22 protein-coding genes are annotated in these 19,727 nt (G+C 56.5%); 14 read left to right on the forward strand and 8 right to left on the reverse strand.

Annotated elements, in window-relative coordinates:
* Positions 1-31 precede the first annotated feature (31 nt).
* Together infC and thrS are read right to left on the reverse strand one after the other, a co-directional pair.
* Entirely contained in the window at positions 32-583 is a 552-nt protein-coding gene (gene infC, locus AAEZ03_RS04420) for a translation initiation factor IF-3 (RefSeq protein WP_173430611.1), read from the reverse strand.
* Positions 583-2,505, reverse strand: coding sequence for a threonine--tRNA ligase (gene thrS / locus AAEZ03_RS04425; RefSeq protein ID WP_048389574.1), 1,923 nt, complete (start codon positions 2,503-2,505; stop codon positions 583-585). Before thrS ends, infC begins: the two co-directional genes overlap by 1 nt.
* 362 nt (positions 2,506-2,867) lie before the next feature.
* On the opposite strand from thrS, the gene AAEZ03_RS04430 reads away from it, so the two are divergent.
* Entirely contained in the window at positions 2,868-3,179 is a 312-nt protein-coding gene (locus AAEZ03_RS04430) for a hypothetical protein (protein WP_153336232.1), read from the forward strand.
* Positions 3,180-3,459: 280 nt separating this feature from the next.
* Positions 3,460-3,672 (forward strand): cold-shock protein, encoded by a 213-nt coding sequence (locus AAEZ03_RS04435; RefSeq protein WP_003179963.1) that lies wholly within the window; start codon positions 3,460-3,462, stop codon positions 3,670-3,672.
* 70 nt (positions 3,673-3,742) lie between these two features.
* Here AAEZ03_RS04435 and AAEZ03_RS04440 read toward each other — a convergent pair whose 3' ends face one another.
* Entirely contained in the window at positions 3,743-4,054 is a 312-nt protein-coding gene (locus tag AAEZ03_RS04440) for an I78 family peptidase inhibitor (protein ID WP_048369337.1), read from the reverse strand.
* A 312-nt stretch (positions 4,055-4,366) separates the two neighbouring features.
* On the opposite strand from AAEZ03_RS04440, the gene AAEZ03_RS04445 reads away from it, so the two are divergent.
* The 4 genes from AAEZ03_RS04445 to AAEZ03_RS04460 all read left to right on the forward strand — a co-directional run bounded on the left by AAEZ03_RS04445 (position 4,367) and on the right by AAEZ03_RS04460 (position 7,103).
* On the forward strand, positions 4,367-4,567 hold the full coding sequence (locus tag AAEZ03_RS04445) for a hypothetical protein (protein ID WP_153336227.1): 201 nt from the start codon (positions 4,367-4,369) through the stop codon (positions 4,565-4,567).
* 306 nt (positions 4,568-4,873) lie between these two features.
* Complete coding sequence (locus AAEZ03_RS04450; protein ID WP_350576431.1) at positions 4,874-5,953, forward strand: asparaginase; 1,080 nt, start codon at positions 4,874-4,876, stop codon at positions 5,951-5,953.
* A gap of 204 nt (positions 5,954-6,157) precedes the next feature.
* Positions 6,158-6,409: a DUF1654 domain-containing protein gene (locus tag AAEZ03_RS04455; protein ID WP_048369340.1), complete on the forward strand. Its 252-nt coding sequence runs from the start codon at positions 6,158-6,160 to the stop codon at positions 6,407-6,409.
* 4 nt (positions 6,410-6,413) lie between these two features.
* Entirely contained in the window at positions 6,414-7,103 is a 690-nt protein-coding gene (locus AAEZ03_RS04460) for an endonuclease (RefSeq protein WP_048369341.1), read from the forward strand.
* A 56-nt stretch (positions 7,104-7,159) separates the two neighbouring features.
* Here the strand turns inward: AAEZ03_RS04460 and AAEZ03_RS04465 are convergent, their stop codons facing one another.
* Positions 7,160-8,005, reverse strand: a complete 846-nt coding sequence (locus AAEZ03_RS04465) for a GNAT family N-acetyltransferase (RefSeq protein ID WP_350576435.1) — start codon at positions 8,003-8,005, stop codon at positions 7,160-7,162.
* Positions 8,006-8,326: 321 nt separating this feature from the next.
* On the opposite strand from AAEZ03_RS04465, the gene AAEZ03_RS04470 reads away from it, so the two are divergent.
* From AAEZ03_RS04470 to lpxO, 6 genes are all read left to right on the forward strand, one after another.
* Positions 8,327-8,773: an NUDIX hydrolase gene (locus AAEZ03_RS04470; RefSeq protein ID WP_153433725.1), complete on the forward strand. Its 447-nt coding sequence runs from the start codon at positions 8,327-8,329 to the stop codon at positions 8,771-8,773.
* Between the two features lie 123 nt (positions 8,774-8,896).
* On the forward strand, positions 8,897-9,619 hold the full coding sequence (locus AAEZ03_RS04475; RefSeq protein WP_350576439.1) for a GntR family transcriptional regulator: 723 nt from the start codon (positions 8,897-8,899) through the stop codon (positions 9,617-9,619).
* Entirely contained in the window at positions 9,606-10,610 is a 1,005-nt protein-coding gene (locus tag AAEZ03_RS04480) for an ADP-ribosylglycohydrolase family protein (RefSeq protein ID WP_350576442.1), read from the forward strand. Before AAEZ03_RS04475 ends, AAEZ03_RS04480 begins: the two co-directional genes overlap by 14 nt.
* A gap of 91 nt (positions 10,611-10,701) precedes the next feature.
* Complete coding sequence (locus AAEZ03_RS04485) at positions 10,702-12,165, forward strand: purine-cytosine permease family protein (protein WP_350576445.1); 1,464 nt, start codon at positions 10,702-10,704, stop codon at positions 12,163-12,165.
* Positions 12,158-13,090, forward strand: coding sequence for a PfkB family carbohydrate kinase (locus tag AAEZ03_RS04490; RefSeq protein ID WP_350576448.1), 933 nt, complete (start codon positions 12,158-12,160; stop codon positions 13,088-13,090). Before AAEZ03_RS04485 ends, AAEZ03_RS04490 begins: the two co-directional genes overlap by 8 nt.
* Positions 13,091-13,319: 229 nt before the next feature.
* Positions 13,320-14,219, forward strand: coding sequence for a lipid A hydroxylase LpxO (gene lpxO / locus AAEZ03_RS04495; protein WP_350576451.1), 900 nt, complete (start codon positions 13,320-13,322; stop codon positions 14,217-14,219).
* A gap of 93 nt (positions 14,220-14,312) precedes the next feature.
* On the opposite strand, the gene AAEZ03_RS04500 is transcribed toward lpxO, so the two are convergent.
* The 3 genes from AAEZ03_RS04500 to copC form a co-directional block, all read right to left on the reverse strand.
* Complete coding sequence (locus tag AAEZ03_RS04500) at positions 14,313-15,683, reverse strand: GntT/GntP/DsdX family permease (RefSeq protein ID WP_350576454.1); 1,371 nt, start codon at positions 15,681-15,683, stop codon at positions 14,313-14,315.
* 93 nt (positions 15,684-15,776) lie between these two features.
* The gene (gene copD / locus AAEZ03_RS04505; protein ID WP_350576457.1) at positions 15,777-16,649 is read right to left on the reverse strand and encodes a copper homeostasis membrane protein CopD; all 873 of its coding nucleotides are present in this window, start codon (positions 16,647-16,649) and stop codon (positions 15,777-15,779) included.
* 4 nt (positions 16,650-16,653) lie between these two features.
* A complete protein-coding gene (gene copC, locus AAEZ03_RS04510; protein ID WP_123751542.1) occupies positions 16,654-17,028 on the reverse strand; it encodes a copper homeostasis periplasmic binding protein CopC in 375 nt (124 codons plus the stop codon).
* A gap of 113 nt (positions 17,029-17,141) precedes the next feature.
* Between copC and AAEZ03_RS04515 the strand changes: the two genes are divergently transcribed.
* Positions 17,142-17,687, forward strand: coding sequence for a histidine phosphatase family protein (locus tag AAEZ03_RS04515; RefSeq protein WP_314915581.1), 546 nt, complete (start codon positions 17,142-17,144; stop codon positions 17,685-17,687).
* Positions 17,688-17,799: 112 nt separating this feature from the next.
* Here the strand turns inward: AAEZ03_RS04515 and AAEZ03_RS04520 are convergent, their stop codons facing one another.
* Positions 17,800-18,288, reverse strand: coding sequence for an Lrp/AsnC family transcriptional regulator (locus tag AAEZ03_RS04520; RefSeq protein WP_048369352.1), 489 nt, complete (start codon positions 18,286-18,288; stop codon positions 17,800-17,802).
* A 205-nt stretch (positions 18,289-18,493) separates the two neighbouring features.
* Here AAEZ03_RS04520 and AAEZ03_RS04525 point away from each other — a divergent pair, with 205 nt between their 5' ends.
* Positions 18,494-19,726, forward strand: coding sequence for a 3-methyl-2-oxobutanoate dehydrogenase (2-methylpropanoyl-transferring) subunit alpha (locus tag AAEZ03_RS04525; RefSeq protein ID WP_350576462.1), 1,233 nt, complete (start codon positions 18,494-18,496; stop codon positions 19,724-19,726).
* The last annotated feature ends 1 nt before the right edge of the window (position 19,727 follow it).

The raw sequence follows: 19,727 nt of genomic DNA on the forward strand, positions 1-19,727 counted from the left end.
CATAACCGCAAGGCCTGCCGTGCCCTGGTGGTTACTTCTTCTTTTTCGGGGCGATGACCATAATCAGCTGGCGTCCTTCCATCTTAGGATGCTGTTCGACGGTCCCGTATTCGGCAAGGTCAGCTTCAACCCGCTTCAACAGTTCCATACCCAGCTCCTGGTGGGCCATCTCACGGCCGCGGAATCGTAATGACACCTTGGCCCTGTCCCCATCACTCAGGAAACGTACCAGGTTGCGCAGTTTTACCTGGTAATCCCCTTCCTCCGTCCCTGGACGAAACTTGATTTCTTTTACTTGAATCTGCTTCTGGTTCTTCTTCGCCGCAGCAATCTGCTTCTTCTTCTCGAAGATCGACTTGCCGTAGTCCATCACCCGGCAAACAGGCGGGACTGCGTCCGCTGAGATTTCTACCAGGTCCAGCTTGGACTCTTCAGCGATACGAAGCGCTTCATCAATCGAGACGATGCCAATCTGCTCGCCGTCAGCGCCAATTAACCGAACCTCGCGTGCCGAGATATTCTCGTTGATCGGGGCTTTCGGTGCAGCTCGTTTATCTTGTCTCATTTCACGCTTAATAATAATTACTCCGAATCTGGGCGACCACGCCGGGAAACCGCTTGCGCGAGGAACTCAGCGAACTGGGCGACGGGCATCGAGCCCAGGTCAGCACCTTCACGAGTACGCACAGCGACAGTCTGCATCTCGACTTCCCGATCTCCGATAACCAAAAGATAGGGAACCTTGAGCAAAGTATGCTCGCGGATTTTAAAGCCGATCTTTTCATTTCTCAAGTCAGACTTGGCACGAAATCCGCTCTGATTGAGAGTTTTTTCAACTTCGGCGGCAAATTCTGCCTGTTTATCAGTGATATTCATGATCACTGCCTGAGTTGGCGCCAGCCACGCAGGGAACGCACCTTCGTAATGCTCGATCAAAATACCGACAAAGCGTTCGAACGATCCGAGGATCGCGCGGTGCAGCATAACGGGATGCTTGCGACTGTTGTCTTCGGACACATATTCAGCGCCAAGACGGATCGGCAGGTTGAAATCGAGCTGTAAGGTACCACACTGCCAGACACGACCGAGACAATCTTTTAGCGAGAACTCGATCTTCGGACCGTAGAAGGCACCCTCACCCGGCTGCAGATCATACGCCAGACCCGCACTATCAAGCGCTGAAGCCAATGCACTTTCAGCACGATCCCACAGTTCGTCGGAACCTACGCGCTTCTCAGGGCGAGTCGACAGCTTGAGCTCGATGTCTTTAAAGCCGAAGTCTGCGTACACATCCAGAGTCAGCTTGATAAAAGCGGCGGACTCGGCCTGCATCTGCTCTTCAGTGCAGAAAATATGCGCATCATCCTGAGTAAACGCACGAACACGCATGATGCCGTGCAAGGCACCCGACGGCTCGTTACGGTGGCAAGCACCGAACTCAGCCAGACGCAGTGGCAACTCACGGTAGCTCTTCAGCCCCTGGTTGAACACTTGCACGTGGCAAGGGCAGTTCATCGGCTTGATCGCGTAGTCGCGGCTTTCCGACTCAGTGGTGAACATGTTTTCAGCGTAGTTAGCCCAGTGACCGGACTTTTCCCACAGACTGCGATCTACCACCTGAGGAGTCTTGATCTCAAGGTAGCCATTGTCGCGCTGTACTTTGCGCATGTACTGCTCAAGCACTTGATACAGCGTCCAGCCATTCGGGTGCCAGAACACCATGCCCGGCGCTTCTTCTTGAGTGTGGAACAAGCCCAGACGCTTACCGATTTTGCGGTGATCGCGTTTTTCGGCTTCTTCAATACGCAGAACGTAAGCAGCCAACTGCTTTTTGTCGGCCCAGGCGGTGCCATAAATACGCTGCAGTTGCTCGTTTTTGGCATCGCCACGCCAGTAGGCGCCTGACAGCTTGGTCAATTTGAACGATTTCAGAAAACGCGTATTCGGGACGTGAGGTCCGCGGCACATATCAACGTATTCTTCATGGAAGTACAGACCCATGGCCTGCTCGTTCGGCATGTCTTCGATCAGACGCAGCTTGTAGTCTTCGCCGCGCTCGGCAAACAACTCGATCACTTCAGCACGCGGCGTCACTTTTTTGATGACGTCGTAATCTTTTTCGATCAACTGCTGCATGCGCTGCTCGATAGCCGCCATGTCATCCGGAGTGAACGGACGCTCAAAGGCGATATCGTAGTAAAAACCTTCGTCAATGACAGGACCAATCACCATTTTGGCGGTCGGGTACAACTGCTTGACTGCGTGACCGACCAAGTGAGCGCAAGAGTGACGAATGATCTCCAGCCCCTCTTCATCCTTGGGCGTAATGATTTGCAAGGTGGAGTCATGTTCGATCAGGTCGCAGGCATCAACCAGCTTGCCGTTGACTTTGCCGGCCACGGTGGCCTTGGCCAAGCCTGCACCAATGGAAGCAGCGACCTCGGCCACAGAGACCGGATGATCGAATGAACGTTGACTGCCGTCGGGAAGAGTAATAGTTGGCATGGCGCCTCCTCTCCTAGTGGTGACCCCTACCAAAGGTCACGTGGGTTGGGATGAGCCAGTACGCGATTCGGTGGTGTACCTGCCTCACAGTGGCAGGAGCCTTGCGGCCAACCGGAAACCGAACCAGAGTGACTGGAATTCAAATCAAAAGTTTATGGCGTTGTTAGGCGGCCCAAGAGCTCACCCTCACACAAATCAGCCAAGGGCGGCATGCTAACACAGATGCCTTAGCCTCGCCCCTCCCTCTTTTTTTTACGTAAAAAACAGCCAGCGGATTTTGCGAAATGATGAACTTGAGCTTAATTAGTGCCTCAGATAGTGAGCGACATCATTTCAGATTCAACGATCTCAAGGAGCATCACATGCGCATGACTCATCTTTTGGCTTTCGCCGCACCACTGGCACTGTTGCTGCCGTTGAGCGCCCAGGCAGCCTGGCCCAAGGACTTGAAAGCTCAGTACACGGCCCAATGCGTGCCCGCAGCTGCAAAAACCATCGGCGAAGAAGCTGCCAAAGCTCACTGCGCATGTGGTGCCGATAAAATCGAAAAGAACTTCACCACGGCTCAAATCAAAGAACTGATGGGCCCGGCAGGCGCTAAAAATCCTCAGCTCCAACAAGACGCGCTGAATGCAATCGCAGAGTGCAAAGCAAGCCCTCAACCCAAGAAATAGGGTTTTGTAAGGCAATAAACAAGACTAAAACGGCAAAAATGCAGTTTTGAACTAAAAAATACGCCTCATTAGTTGCTTTTTTTTACGGCCGTTTTCGCCCTAAAAGCCCCATAAAACGGGGCCCCAAGGCTTTTTAAGCGCCAGACAAAAGCTAACAATGCTGCAAACTACAGCTCAGGGGGGGTCCCAAAGCGCACATTTCGACTATGATAGCCAAGTGTGCCCAGTTGGCCTGAGCAGCACAGTACTACTGAAAATATAAGTTTCTTGGAGATACACCATGTCTAATCGCCAAACCGGCACCGTAAAATGGTTCAACGATGAAAAAGGCTTCGGCTTCATCACTCCTCAAGGTGGCGGTGACGACCTGTTCGTACACTTCAAAGCTATCGAAAGCGACGGTTTCAAAAGCCTGAAAGAAGGCCAAACCGTTTCCTTCGTGGCTGAGAAAGGCCAAAAGGGTATGCAAGCTGCACAAGTTCGTCCGGAGTAATTCTCCCGCGAACTAAAAAACCCCGTCCATGTGACGGGGTTTTTTATGCCTGAAACTCGGCTACATGCCGTTAGCCGCAGTTAACGCGGGTAATGACGGCATTGTCATCGGCATTCAGGTTCAAACGATCAGAACGATACTCAAGGGTGATCATGTCGTGCGGCGACAAGATCCGTGCAGTCTGCGCGCCAGCCTTGATACGGGCTTGCTCCAGCAGGGCTGCAGAGGCTTTTTGGCCAATCGCAAAATCGGCAGCTTTGGCATCGCAACGCGTATGCCCAGTGTCAGCAACAGGCTCCTTCACAGCATCGTGCGTGCTGCTGCACCCAGACAGCACTGCGACTGCCAACAATGAACCCAATGATGCTAGCTTCCAGGACATGAAGCCTCCTTAAGATAAATAGTCAGAACCCTTGCGACAGCGTTTGCGCATATAGGTTGCATGTGGACTGATAACATTTTCGGATCAGGCCTACAGTCGCAAGAGTTTGCCCGACTGAATAACGACTGCGCACGCCTAATCGTGACGAAATATGTACAAACCATAAACCGTCATCAATTCAGGCATCTCCGCCGTGGCTACGGGCAAAGACGGATACGCCGGCAGCGAGCACATGAATAATTTCACCATTCTGATCGCCTCAAGATGACATTTTGCTAAAATCGCGTTTTTGAAACCCCTCATGAGATACCCATGACTACAGTCAGCATCGATGCAGATATCAAAGCCAAGTGGCCGCAAGGGCAATGCTCTTATAGCCCAGGTAGCCCGGAAGAGCTGGCCATCATCAGCATTGATCTTCTGGTCAAAGAGCTGGGTACAGAGGCTGCAAGAGCGTTTGTCAGCCAGGTGTTTGAAAAATACAAACCTGCCGACAGCCCAAAATCAGTCTGAGCACCCCCTCCTCGCGCTCCCTCCAAAAGCATCGCCAAACCCCATTTGGTAGATCGCCACTCTGCATTTCAACACACTGTAAGCAGTCGAATCCCCGAACAGACAACACCTCGAATGTTCGGGATTCCGTCCCTGCGCATAAAACCAAATAAAAAATTCAAAATATCTCCTTACAAAACAACAAGTTACAAAAAATACAAATTGGCACTGATAGTGGCATGGAGTGTGCTGCCCTTCCTTCGGCTCATGCCTTTGCAATGACGTGCGCCGCGCCAATCTGCGCGCCTACTAATAAGAGAGAGAACAATGAAAACAGCAGTCTTGAAATCAATTATTCCGGGCGCCCTGGCCCTCCTTCTGGCTATGCCGGCAGCTCAGGCCCAAGAAGCCGCCGCCAAACCTAACGTGGTCATTCTGGCAACCGGCGGCACCATTGCAGGCGCAGGCGCCAGCGCAGCCAACAGCGCAACTTACACCGCAGCCAAAGTGGGCATCGACCAACTGATTGCGGGTGTTCCTGAGTTGAGCCAATTGGCAAACGTGCATGGCGAGCAAGTCATGCAAATTGCCTCCGAAAGCATCACCAACGACAACTTGCTGCAATTGGGGCGCCGGGTTGCCGAGCTGGCAGACAGCAAAGATGTCGACGGAATTGTGATCACCCACGGCACCGACACCCTGGAAGAGACTGCCTACTTCCTCAACCTGGTTGAAAAAACCGACAAGCCAATTATCGTTGTTGGTTCCATGCGCCCAGGCACTGCAATGTCCGCTGACGGGATGCTCAACCTGTACAACGCGGTAGCGGTAGCCGGCAGCAAAGAAGCTCGCGGCAAAGGCGTACTGGTGACCATGAACGATGAAATCCAGTCGGGTCGTGATGTCAGCAAAATGATGAACATCAAGACTGAAGCATTCAAAAGCCCTTGGGGCCCGCTGGGCATGGTGGTTGAAGGCAAATCCTACTGGTTCCGCTTGCCGGCCAAGCGTCACACCATGGACTCTGAATTCGACATCAAAAACATCAAGTCCCTGCCTAATGTCGGCATCGCCTACTCCTATGGCAACGTAGACGACACCGCTTACAAAGCACTGGCACAAAACGGCGCCAAAGCGATCATCCACGTGGGCACCGGCAATGGCTCGGTATCGTCTCGCGTCGTCCCGACCCTGCAAGAACTGCGCAAAGATGGCGTGCAAATCATTCGTTCTTCCCACGTAAACAACGGCGGATTCGTACTGCGCAACGCAGAACAGCCAGACGACAAATATGACTGGGTTGTCGCTCACGACCTTAACCCACAAAAAGCCCGCATCCTGGCCATGGTCGCCCTGACCAAAACCCAAGACAGCAAAGAGCTGCAGCGGATGTTCTGGGAATACTAAAAACCCGCGCCAAACGCCTCCCGGCGTTTGGCTTCCTACCACTCATTCGCCCGGATGAGTGGTCTATTTGCTTGATTCTCTTCTTGTTTTCGCACTAAACCGAAAAAACGCAGTCCCATCCCGGCAGCGCGAGCATTGCAAACAGTTGCCAAATCTCTCGCAGTAAAATACTGTATACGCATACAGCTAACCAAGGATTGCATCATGGCTAAAAAAGGGGCGAAAGAGCCTACCCTTCCAAGTCCGTACGAAGTTTTCGGTATGCGCATACAAAAAATCATCAGCTCGCCTAAAGCCCAAAAAGACCGGATGGCGGTGCTTGAACGGCAAGAAGGTGACAACCCGGAGTTCTGGGAACGCTTGCTGGAAGAAATCTCCGAAAACGACAACGTCACCATCGCTCACCGTGATTGTGGCGGCGTGAATGTTTTCTGGACCGTATCTGAGGAAGACTGAGTCAATGAGGGTTCGTTTACTGGCATTTGCCAGCCTCTTTACCGTGTTAAGCGCACACGCCGCAGCCCCGCAAACATTCAACGAAGCCAAAAAGGTCGCTTGGAAACTCTACGCCCCGCAATCAACCGAGTTTTATTGTGGCTGCAAATACACTGGCAACCGCGTCGACCTTAAAGGCTGCGGTTACGTCCCGCGTAAAAATGCCAACCGTGCAGCGCGCATTGAATGGGAACACATTGTTCCCGCCTGGCAAATTGGCCATCAGCGCCAATGCTGGCAAAACGGCGGACGAAAAAACTGCACCCGTAACGACCCGGTCTACAAAGTGGCAGAAGCCGATTTGCACAACCTGGTGCCGAGCATTGGCGAAGTTAACGGTGACCGCAACAACTTCAGTTTTGGTTGGCTGCCCGCACAATCTGGTCAATACGGCTCTTGCCTGACGCAAGTCGATTTCAAAGCCAAAAAAGTCATGCCGCGCCCATCCATACGCGGCATGATCGCGCGCACCTACTTCTATATGAGCAAGCACTACAACTTGCGCCTTTCCAATCAGGATCGGCAGCTGTATGAGGCCTGGAACAAGACCTACCCGGTGCAAGCCTGGGAGCGCCAACGCAACCAGGCAGTAGCCTGCGTAATGGGCCGGGGCAACGAATTTGTCGGTCCGGTCAACCTCAAGGCCTGCGGCTAAAGTCGCTACATGCCCTTCAGACGCTGCAGGGCATGTAAAACGAACCGTTGTCCACTTTATGCCGATACGGCACCGGGTACTTGCAGCACAGCGGGTTGCCGAGTGCCGTCAATGGTTTCGACCCAAAGGAACCCTTCGGCTTCGGTTGGTGGCTCAATCAGGCTGAAAACGCTTTTCAACGCCTCTTCCGGCACCCTTTTGTCAGGCGCGCGACTGGCGTTGCGCAAGAGCGCTTGCTCAAGCGCGGCTTTAACGAAAATCGCAATCACCGGCGCCCCGTGTTCACGGGCGATCGATAGCAATTTTTCTCGATGACGCCGAGCGGGCAATGCGGCGTCAAAGGCAATCGCACGATGGCCCAAGCGCCCCAGGTTTTGGGACATCCAATGGGATTTGCCCGAGCCCTGCACACCCATCACCAAATACACAAACACCCCCGCAGGCGCCTGCGCCAACTGCTTCGAGAGCCGTTCATAGGCATGCGCCCATGCTTCTTTATTACGTTCGGGGGTAAATTCACGCCCGGACGCGGTTTCGAGGTAGTCATCCGGGTTGATGACCTGGCTGGCGCCGGATACTTTAACCTTGGCGTGTTTTTGCAACTTGCGAACCGTTGGGTCATCGTCACGTGGGCCCAAATCTTCCCAGCCGTTACGCTGATAAAACAGCCAGGCGGGCGTGTTGGTAGGGCTGGCCGACAAGCGCAACGAGGTGCACCCCAAAGCGCCCAGATACTGCCAGGCGTACGCTTCGAGCAGGGCGCCGAGCCCTCGCCCGCGGTATTGCGGTGTCAGATAGAACAAATTGACGTAGCCCACCGACTCAATGTTCGGCACCAGGCCCATCTCTATTTGCCCAATGATCTGCTCGCCATCCCACACATGGACGACTGATCCTGGCAATGCGGCCGCCTTCTCCTTTACCCACGTGACGTAAGACTCAACGCCCTTGCCATCTTCGCCATAAAAACGTTCAGCAGAGCCGAAGCCGCAGACAAAAGTGTCTGCTCTAAAGCGTATGCACGCTTCAAGGTGAGTATTTAAGTCCGCAGACCTGAATGTAAGTGCGCCAAAATCGCTGTGCTGCGTCATAAAGACTACCCCCTCTAAACATCAAAAACCGTCACACACGCGCCGCGCCCGTTCAAGCATACTGCCCCATCGCACACCAGCCGTGCCGCAACGCCTTCTTCTTTTCAGATCAATACCACAGTGAGCAGCACAATGCGCCAGCGACCCTCCTCCCGATTACTGGTCATAAGCCCCGAGAATCGCGTACTCCTTTTCCGTTTCACCCATAAGACAGGCGCTTTACAAGGTCAGGAATATTGGGCAACACCCGGCGGTGGAGTAGAGCCGGGAGAAACCTTTGAACAGGCCGCCATCCGCGAGCTGCAAGAGGAAGTCGGCATCGTCGCGGCCGATGTAGGCGCAGAGTGCGCACAACGGGTGTTTGAGATGCAACTGCCTGACGGCGCATGGGTGATGGCCGATGAACGCTTTTTTATCGTGCGCGTGGGCATCGAACAGGTCAGCGATGGCGGCTGGACCGCTCAAGAACGCGAGGTCATGACCCAGCATCGCTGGTGGTCTCGCCAAGACTTGCAACAGACATCTGCCCTGTTCTTCCCACAAGACCTGTTGTCGATACTGGGCTTGCACCTGCCCTGAACCGCTTTGCACCACCCGGTACTACAGGCCCCGTACGACACCTTCGGTCATCGCCCATGCCCGTGAAAATTTCATGGAACTCCCGGGTTGCTGAACTGTCAGGCCTGAGCTATTACTCTCTGCATGATAAAACAAGCTCGATTTAACAAAAAACAACAGGTAGTCAATGAGCTCGTCCGCCAGATCGAAAGCGGGCTCATGGAAGACGGTTATGTCTTGCCCGGTGAAGAACAACTTGCTGAGGAACTGGGTGTCAGTCGCAGCACGCTGCATAAGGCGCTGATGGAGCTGGAGCGGCGTAAATACATCGCTCGACGCACTGCTGGAGGCTCGGTTGTGACCTTTGACGGTATCCCCCTCGATCAAAAAAAGGGTTGGGCGCAAGCCCTGGCCAGTACTGGCGCGCGCATCCATACCGAACAGCTCAGACTGGAGGCCGTAGAACGCCCGGACTTGAACCTTCTGTTTGGCTTGAGCCATTTCATTGTGCTGGAGCGCCGACGTCGGCGCAGCGACGGGACAGCGATATCCCTGGAGCGCTCATTCATCCCCGCAATCGGCGGCCTTGAAGGTCTGCCCGGGGTCGGCATGATTGATGACTCACTCACCATTACCCTCGCCGCCTATGGCTTTATTGGCGATCACGGCGACCAGTGGATAGGCGCCGAACCCCTGAACGAAGACGACGCCTATTTGCTCGGCCGCCCGGCAGGCACGGTGTTTCTCAAAACATTACGCACCACCTATGACCGCCATGGGCGACTGATGGAGCATGTCGAAAGCTGGCTTGATCCGACGCACTTTCGCATGCACCACTCTTTTGGAGCCCCCAATGAACTCGAATGATCGTGCGCTGGGTGCCTTTTATGGCCTGGCGCTGGGTGATGCCCTGGGCATGCCTACCCAGTCGTTCAGCCGCGCCCAGATCATCGCGCGCTTCGGGCAGATCACCGGGCTGGTAGACGCGCCAGCAGATCAGCCGATCGCCCCCAACATGCCCAAAGGCTCAATCACCGACGACACCGAGCAAGCGATTCTGGTCGCCCAACTACTGGTTGACGGCAATGGCGATATCGATCCAAGCACCCTCGCGCAACGCCTGATCGCCTGGGAAGCCGTGATGCAGGCCAAAGGCTCTCAAGATTTACTGGGGCCCTCAACCAAGCGCGCAATCGAAATGATTCTGGCAGGCCACAGCCCTGAAGAATCAGGCCGCTATGGCACCACCAATGGCGCAGCGATGCGCATTGCTCCGGTCGGCATAGCCGCTGACATCAGCCGGCCCGACCTGTTCATCAAGGCAGTGGTACAAGCCTGCCAGGTCACTCACAACACAAGCCTGGGGATCGCCAGCGCAGCCGCCGTGGCTGCGGTGATTTCCAGCGGTATCAACGGTAAAAAACTCGAGCACGCCCTCAATGCGGGCACAGAAATGGCCTACATCGCCGAACACCACGGCCACTGGGTCGCAGGTGGACGCATAGGGCCGCGGATTCGCTGGGCCCGGCATGCCAGCCATGAGTGCAACCCGGACAACCTCGGTGACTTGCTGTACGACGTCATTGGCACGTCAGTCGCTTCACAGGAATCCGTGGTGGCCGCCTTTGCCCTTGCGCAACGGGTTGCCAGCGGCAGCCTCAGCAGCTTTAACGCCCTGTGCATCGCCGCCAGCATTGGCGGCGACACCGACACCATTGCCGGGATCCTCGGCGCGATGCTGGGTGCATGTGCCGGGCTGGAACAATGGCCGCAGGCGTTGATCCAGCAAGTCAAAGAGGTCAATAACCTGCAGCTGGAACCCTTGGTTGAACACTTACTGATACTGCGCAACGCCTGAAAACCCGCGAAGGACCGCCCCACCCTCAGCGCTCACAGACAGCTGCGAGCGACTGTGTCCGAACGGCAAAATAGCACCAGGAGCAGCACCCATGAGCAACCCCAACGTCGGGCACAGCGCCGGGCAACTGGAAACCCGTGGCATAGAGCCCGTTCCCGAAAACGAATGCAATGGCAACCCGTTGCAACTGTTTTGGGTCTGGTTTGCGGCAAACATCAGCATTCTCGGTTTGCCATTGGGCGCCACTTTGGTGGCCTTCCACCAACTGGCCTTTTGGCAGGTGATCATTGTTGCGCTGATCGGCGCAGCAGGCTCATTTGCCGTGGTCGGCGTCATTTCCATTGCCGGGCGTAGAGGCCGTGCGCCAAGTCTGACGCTGTCACGCGCGATCTTCGGCGTGCGGGGCAATATTGGGCCTACGCTGGTTTCCCTGATTTCACGCGTAGGCTGGGAAACCGTCAACACCACCACCGCCGCTTACGTCCTGCTGGCCTTGTCCGCCATTGTGTTCGGTACCCCCACCGAGGCGACCCACGCCCCGCTGCTCACCCTGCTCTTTATCGCCATTTTTACCCTGCTGACCTTGTCGGTTTCGGGCTTGGGCCATGCCACGTTGCTGGTCATTCAGCAGTGGGCCACCTACCTGTTTGGCGCGCTTAACCTGCTGGTCGCGGGGTTTCTCTGCGCCACCATCCACTGGCAGGCCGTGTTCAGCGCACCATCGGCGCCGGTCAGCGCCATGATTATCGGTATCGGGATCATGGCGGCCGGCACCGGGATCGGCTGGGCCAATGCGGGCGCCGACATGTCGCGCTACCAACACCGCAGCGTCAGTGCCCGGCAATTGGTGGCGTCTGCCGCCTGCGGCGCGGGTATCCCGCTGGTGCTGCTGATTACCTTGGGCGGCTTGTTGTCTGTCGGCAACCACGACCTCGCTTCGGCAACCGACCCCATTGCGGCCATACGCAATATGTTGCCGGCCTGGATGGCGGTTCCCTACCTGCTCAGCGCTTTTGGTGGCTTGCTGCTGTCCAATCACTTGTCTGTGTACTCGGCCGGGCTCACCACATTAACCCTGGGCATCAAGATCAAAAGGGTGCAGGCCGTTGTCGTCGATATCGTCGTCATATTCGCCGGTTCGACGTACTTCATGCTGTATGCCGACAGCTTTTACGCTCCATTCATTACCTTTATCTCCCTCACAGCCATTCCGATCACCGCATGGGTTGCCATCTTTATCGTCGACCTGATTCATCGCCACTATTACAGCCCCGCCGACCTGATGGACCTCAGCCGTCACAGCCGTTACTGGTACAACGGCGGCATTGAGTGGCGGGCGCTGGGTTCCTGGGCGCTGGCACTGGTACTGGGCTTTTGCTTTACCCAGGTCGGTAGTTCGGATGCCACCTGGTTCGTCGGGCCGCTGGCCGACTCATGGCTGGGCCATAACGGACTCGGCTGGGTTGTCACGTTTGTGGTGGCAGGTGGTTTGTATGCACTGCTGGGCGGTGCCAAAGACCGTCGCCCTGCCAGCACGGGGTCAGCCAATGCCTAGATTGCTGCACACAGGCCAAGTCATCATCGATCTGGTCATGGCCCTCGACACCCTGCCCCGCCCCGGCGGTGATGCGCTGGCCAGCAGTGCCTGCTTCCATGCCGGTGGCGGCTTCAATGTCATGGCCGCCGCCCGGCGCAACGGCCTGAACACCCTCTACTTGGGCCGTCACGGTCGAGGTCAGTTCGGTGACATTGCACGTCTGGCCATGCGTGACGAAGGCATCGAGTTCATCCAGCCGATTGACCCGCACAAAGACACCGGGCTGTGCGTAGCGCTGACGGAGGCCAACGCCGAACGCACGTTTATTTCCTGTATTGGCGCTGAAGGGACTCTGTCCAATGAAGACTTGGCAAGCGTCCAGGTCGCACCCGATGACTACGTGTACGTCAGTGGCTACAGCCTGCTGCATGCGGGCAAAGCCCACTCCCTGCTCAATTGGCTGAATGGACTGCCTCGCAGCGTGCACGTCACATTCGACCCGGGGCCATTGGTGCACAACATTGACCCCGCCTTGATCAGCGCTATATTGCCGCGTCTGCACCTGTGGACCAGCAATCGTAGCGAAGCGCTCGGCTTTACCTCCGCCAACACCGTTGCCGACGCCCTGCACGGCCTGCGAGCGCGCCTGCCCGGCGATTGCCTGATCGTACTGCGCGACGGCCCGCAAGGCTGCTGGGTCAGCGACGACCACGGGTCACAGTTGATTGCCGGATTCAAGGTGCAGGCCATCGACAGCAATGGTGCTGGAGACGCTCATTGCGGTGTCATGATTGCTGCGTTAAGCGCTGGCTACGCTGCGCCAGAGGCGGCCGAACGCGCCAATGCCGCGGCTGCTTTGGCCGTTACCCGCCGGGGGCCGGCGACGTCACCCAATGCCGATGAAGTTGACAGACTGATCCAGGAAGCCCGCATTCAGGCGTAAAAACACCGCTAGAACAGCTCAAAACAAACAAAACTGGCTCGCAACCCGACCAAAGACTGTACGCACACAGACATTTATCTGTCGTCAAAGGCTGGAAAATGCACAAACTGGTGTTTAACCTTACGCTTTGGCTCCCTTCCAGCTACACCAGTACCCGGCAATTCCTACAGGATGCCGGGCCACTTGCGTGCAAGTCGGGCAGTGTATTTCTTACTGTGTGACGATACTTTTGAAACTCATCATTATTGCTGTTTATGTTTTTTCCATCGCATACGTCCACTTGCGGGGCAAAGTCCGCCATAAGCTGGGGCGTCAATTGAGCGACCACTCGACGTTTCTGGCGCCGCTCAACTGCTTCTTGTATCTGTTTTCCAAGGTGCCCAGCCAGCCTTACCTCAAGCCGGCGGACTTCCCTCAGCTCCAGGTCCTGCAGGACCATTGGCAAGAAATTCGTGAAGAAGCGCGAAACCTGATGCAGGCCGGTGAAATCAAGCGCTCCGAACAACCGAACGACGTGGGTTTCAACTCATTCTTCAAGAGCGGCTGGAAACGCTTTTACCTGAAATGGTACGGCGACAACCACCCTTCAGCGATGGAGCTGTGCCCACGTACGATTGAATTGCTTAACGGCATCGGCAGCGTCAAGGCGGCGATGTTTGCCGAGTTGCCACCCGGCTCGAAGCTGGTTCGCCATCGTGACCCTTACGCCGGTTCGTTGCGCTACCACTTGGGCCTGGACACCCCGAATGATCCGGGCTGCTACATCAATGTCGATGGCCAGAACTATGCCTGGCGTGACGGTGAAGCGGTGATGTTCGACGAAACCTTTATCCATTACGCCGAAAACACCACCGACAAGAACCGCATCATCCTGTTCTGTGACATTGAGCGCCCAATGAAATATCGCTGGGCGGCGGCCTTCAACCAGTGGTTCAGCCGCACCGTCATGGCGTCGGCCAGCTCGCCGAACGATGACAACGATAAAACCGGCGGCCTGAACCGGGCCTTTACCCGGCTGTACAAGATCCGTCTGCGCGGCAAAGAACTGAAAAAGCGCAATCGCACGCGCTACTACCTGGAAAAATGGGCGATCTTTGGTGGATTGCTGGCAGTGTTCCTGCTGATTTAGCTCACCCTCCTGTGGGAGTGAGCTTGCTCACGATCTTTTGACCTTTTAAAAGATCGCGAGGCAAGCTCGCTCCTACAAGGATCAGTAACGTTTCTAGACCAGCAAATTCCACAGCAATAGCGCGCCCAGCAGCCCCACCAACGAGACGATGGTTTGCAGCACTGACCAGACCATCAGGGTCTGCTTGAGCTGCAGGCCAAAGTACTCGCGCACCATCCAGAAGCCTGCGTCGTTGACATGGCAGAAGAACACCGAGCCCGCCCCGATTGCCAGCGCCACCAGCGAGCCTTGTACACCTTCAAGGCCGATGATCAGGGGCGCCAGAATACCGGCCGTCGTTGTGGTCGCCACGGTTGCCGAACCTGTGGCTTGACGCAACGCCACAGCAATCAGCCAGGCCAGCATGACGTAGGACAGATGCGCACCGGTCGCCACTTTACTGATGGTGTCGCTGATGCCGGCTTGCAGCAGAGTTTCTTTCAAGCCGCCGCCCGCGCCAATCGTCAGCAGCAACACGGCAATCGGCGCCAGGCTTTTGCGCAGTACACCGCCCACTTGATCACGGGCCATACCGATGGACCAGCCCAGGCAAATCACCGCCGCCAGCACCGCCAGCCCCAGCGCGATCAACGGCTCACCCAAAAACTTCAGGGTCACGGCCAATCCGCTCTCCGGCGCCATGGCCACCTTGGCCAGCGTGCTGCCCAACATCAACAGCACCGGCAGCAGAATAATCAGCAAGGACACCGCAAAGGTTGGCTTGCGTCGGGTCGGGACCTTGGCGGAAAACAGCGCGCCCAATTCGGCTGGCTCCACCACGTGCATGCGCTTGGACAACCAAATGCCGTACAGCGGCCCGGCCAGAATCACTGCAGGAATCGCCAGGCATAGACCCAGCAACATGGTCAGCCCCAGATCGGCGTGCAAGGCGCTTACCGCAATCAAAGGCCCGGGATGTGGAGGCATCAGGGCATGCAGCGCCGTCATGCCGGCCAGTGCCGGGATGGCGACCTTAAGCAGTGGTTGGCCCGACTGCCGAGCGATCACAAAAATGATCGGCACCATCAGCACCAGCCCCACCTCGAAAAACAAGGGCAAGCCAATCACCATTGCCACCAATGCCATCACCCACGGCAAGGCGCGGCCCTTGGCATGGCGCAACAAAGTGGCGGCAATTTGGTCTGCCGCCCCGGACTCCGCCATCAAGGCCCCGAGCATAGCGCCCAGGGCAATGATGATCCCGGCCTCCCCGAGGATGCTGCCAGCGCCTTTGCTGAATGCCTTGGCGACCATTTCTGGCGGCAACCCGGCACCGATGCCGGCAATAAAGGTACCGATCAGAATCGAAAGAAAAGGCGTGAGCTTGCAGACGCTGATTAAAACGATGATGGCGACAATTGCCAGCAGGCAGCACACGATTAACTGCGTGTCGTGCGCCAGCCATAGCGGATGTGAAAGATCCAACGAAGAGCCCTCTCTTTGTATTTTTTTGTTACGAGAGAGGTAAATATAGCGGATGGCAAAACCGCTCTGGATGAAGATTGAGACAGATGCGCCCTAGCTGACGACCAGCGGTGGCAACGTGCCTAACAGTGAAACCGCGGCCACCGCCGACACCCCTAATAGCCACTCAATGGCGACACTGCGGTGTAAGACGGAGAAGTGCCCCGCGCGACTCATCAGCAGATTGAACAGGGCCAACAGCAGCATCAACCCGACCAGCACCACCTTGATCAACAGAATCAGCGCAAAGCCCTGAAACAGCGGCGTAGGCCAGAGCGCTCCGGTCAGCACCCGCGTATTGATCAGCCCTGTAAGAATGATCCCGGCCACAAGTACGAAACCGACATTACTGAAACGCAGCAACACCGCATCGACCGCTACCCCGGCAGGCCGCGTAAGGACCCACCACAACACCGGCAGCCCGCCCACCCAGGCACCGACACACAGTAAGTGGATCATCTGATTGAGGATCAACAACTGGCCCTGCCAACCATCGAGCATCGCGCCATGACCAACGGGCGCGAGCGTGGCCAACAGCAAAAAGCTCACGACAGCGATCAGACCGAAACGGGCCGTGGTGTACAACGCGATCAGCAACAACCCGTTGAACAGCAAATGGGCGGTCCAGACCTGACCGAAAAAGGTACTGCCCAGCACCAGCTTCAGGGTGGCCGGATCCAGCGTGTCTGCCCAGCTCCCGGCCATTGAGAACGTCGTCAGCAGTAACCAGGCAAGGCCACTGGCCAGCGCCAACCAGGCAAGGCCACTGGCCAGCGCCAACCAGGCCAACCCGCGGTAGGCGCCCTGCACCTGCTGCCGCGGACCTGACAGCGACCCCGGCAACAACGGCCTGAAGACCCAGCCACCGAACAGCAGCAACACTGCACTGAAATGCACAAACCGGCAGACCACCATGGCGCTGAACATCAAATCAGTTGCTCACCGTGAAGCTGTATTCGCCGTTACTTTTGTGGGTATCAACCGACACCGCGTTCCACTTGACTTCGTACTGCCCCGCCGCCAATGGCTGCTCAGGCATCACGATCAATACTTTTTTATCCGCAGGTTCGGTTTTGACACTGCTCAATGCGACGGGAGCGCCGTCATGGCTGACAGCCACTTTGGTAAACGCCTGCTCAACACCTTCGCTGAACTGCAAACGCAATACCTTCACGTCGCTTGCGCTGCTATCAGCAGCTGGGGTCGCTTGTTCGAGATGCGCGTGGGCGAAGGCAGTGCTGGCACCGGCCATCAGTGCCACCAACGCTGATGCATTGAGGATTTTTTTCAAGAAAGCAGCAGACATCGCGAAGTACCTTGAGATAGGAATACGCCGCAATAATACTCGCCTAATCTCATTTGGGGGGCGTCCAAACGCTGCCCGAGGGTTAACAACGCGTACCGCGCAAGGAATTGATAATGCCCACTCGCCTCAGTTTTATTTCTCACGCCCGCACTGAAGCGCAGCGTCAAGGGCGCTTTGCACTGGATGAGCCGCCTGAACCCAAAGGCCTGGAAAAAGCGGCACTTATCGCCTCTGCCCTGAAAAAGCCGGTGCGCATCCTTTGCGCGCCCGAAGCGCGAACCTTGCAAACAGCCCACGCCTTGGGTGGCGAAATTGAAATCATCCCCGAGCTTGAGGATTACGACGCGGGGGACTGGAAAGGTCACAGCCTGGCAGACCTCCAACAGAATATTCCCCAGGCGCTGGCCGAGTGGATCAGCAACCCCGACAAGGCCCCCCATGGCGGCGAAACGGTGAATGAGCTGTGCGTGCGGGTTGGCACCTGGCTCGACTCATTTCGCGAAGAAGGCCACTTTGCCGTGGTGACTCACCCCTTCGTCATCCGCGCCGCGATCTTGCATGCACTGCAGGCCAGCACCGCCTCCTTTAACCTGATCGATATCGAACCGCTGGCGATTGTCGACCTGCGTTTCAATGAACGCTGGCGCCTGCGGTTTTAAAAGCATGCATCGCACCCAATCCCCCCGTAGGAGCCGCCGAAGGCTGCGATCTTTTGATTTTAAAAACACAATCAAAAGATCGCGAGGCAAGCTCGCTCCTACAGTTTGAACATCACTCTTCCAGGGTCAGGCCGCCCGGTGGCAAGGGCAGCGCGGTTTTGTAACGTACTTGTTTGAGGGCGAAGCTGGAACGGATGTTCGCCACCCCCGGCACTTTGGTCAGAAAGTCCATCATGAAACGCTCCAGCGCCTGAATGCTTGGCACCAGCACCCGGATCAAATAATCCGGGTCGCCAGCCATCAAATAGCACTCCATGACTTCCTGGCGATCCGAAATCGCCGCCTCAAAGTGCTGCAACGCCTCCTCGACCTGCTTCTCCAGGCTGACATGAATAAACACGTTAACGTGCAGGCCCAGCATGTCGGCGTCCAGCAGGGTCACTTGTTCACGAATCAGCCCGCGCTCTTCCATGGCTTTGACCCGGTTAAAACACGGCGTCGGTGACAAATTAACCGAGCGCGCAAGGTCCGCATTGGTGATGCGCGCATTCTGCTGAAGGTTGTTGAGAATCCCGATATCCGTTCGATCTAGCTTGCGCATGAGATAAAAACACCTGTTTTTTATGTTTATGCAGAATTCTTATCCTTATTGAGCGCAAAGCACAATGAACTACAGATAAATATTCTTCACGGTCAGGCCTATGATTGTTGTAGGACAATATTTGGCTTTTTAAACAGCCAGATTTTCGACTCACCACTAGCTCCCGCGCCTAATAAACACGACAAGATCGAGCGTAGAGAAAGCCATGACCGACTATGCACCGCTGCGCCTGCACGTTCCCGAGCCCTCCGGCCGACCAGGCTGCAAGACTGACTTCAGCTACCTGCGCCTGACCGATGCCGGCAAGGTCCGCAAACCCGCTATCGACGTAGACCCTGCCGACACGGCTGATCTGGCCAAAGGCCTGATTCGCGTGCTCGATGACCAGGGCCAGGCACTTGGCCCGTGGGCCGAAGGCGTCCCGACCGAGGTACTGCGCGCCGGTATGCGCGCCATGCTCAAAACGCGAATTTTCGACACCCGCATGGTGGTCGCCCAGCGTCAGAAAAAAATGTCGTTCTACATGCAAAGTCTGGGCGAAGAAGCCATTGGCAGCGCTCAGGCCCTGGCGCTGAACCTGGATGACATGTGCTTCCCGACCTACCGTCAGCAAAGCATTTTGATGGCCCGCGACGTGCCGCTGGTCGACCTGATCTGCCAATTACTGTCCAACGAGCGCGACCCCCTTAAGGGTCGGCAATTGCCCATCATGTATTCGGTGCGCGACTACGGCTTTTTCAGTATTTCTGGCAACCTGGCCACTCAATTCGTACAAGCGGTCGGTTGGGGCATGGCCTCGGCCATCAAAGGCGACACCAAAGTCGCCTCGGCCTGGATTGGCGATGGTGCCACCGCCGAATCTGACTTCCACACCGCCCTGACCTTTGCCCACGTGTACCGCGCGCCGGTCATTCTTAACGTGGTGAATAATCAGTGGGCGATTTCGACCTTTCAGGCAATCGCCGGCGGCGAATCCACCACCTTCGCCGGTCGTGGCGTAGGCTGCGGGATTGCCTCGCTGCGGGTTGACGGCAACGATTTCGTGGCCGTATACGCCGCCTCGGTGTGGGCCGCAGAACGCGCACGGCGCAACCTGGGCCCCACATTGATCGAATGGGTCACTTACCGCGCAGGCCCGCACTCCACCTCGGATGATCCGTCCAAATACCGCCCGGCTGACGACTGGAGCCACTTCCCGCTGGGCGACCCGATTGCCCGTCTCAAGCAGCACCTGATTGCCACCGGCAACTGGTCGGAAGAAGAACACGCGGCGGTCAGCGCCGAGCTCGAAGCCGAAATCATTGGCGCGCAAAAGGAAGCCGAGCGTTTCGGCACCCTGGCGGGTGGGCAAATGCCGAGCGCCGCGACGATTTTTGAAGACGTGTACAAGGACATCCCCGACCACCTGCGTCGGCAACGTCAAGAGTTGGGGTTATAAC

It is taken from the genome of Pseudomonas sp. HY2-MNA-CIBAN-0224 (assembly GCF_040310285.1).
In the GTDB taxonomy this organism is placed as follows: domain Bacteria; phylum Pseudomonadota; class Gammaproteobacteria; order Pseudomonadales; family Pseudomonadaceae; genus Aquipseudomonas; species Aquipseudomonas helleri.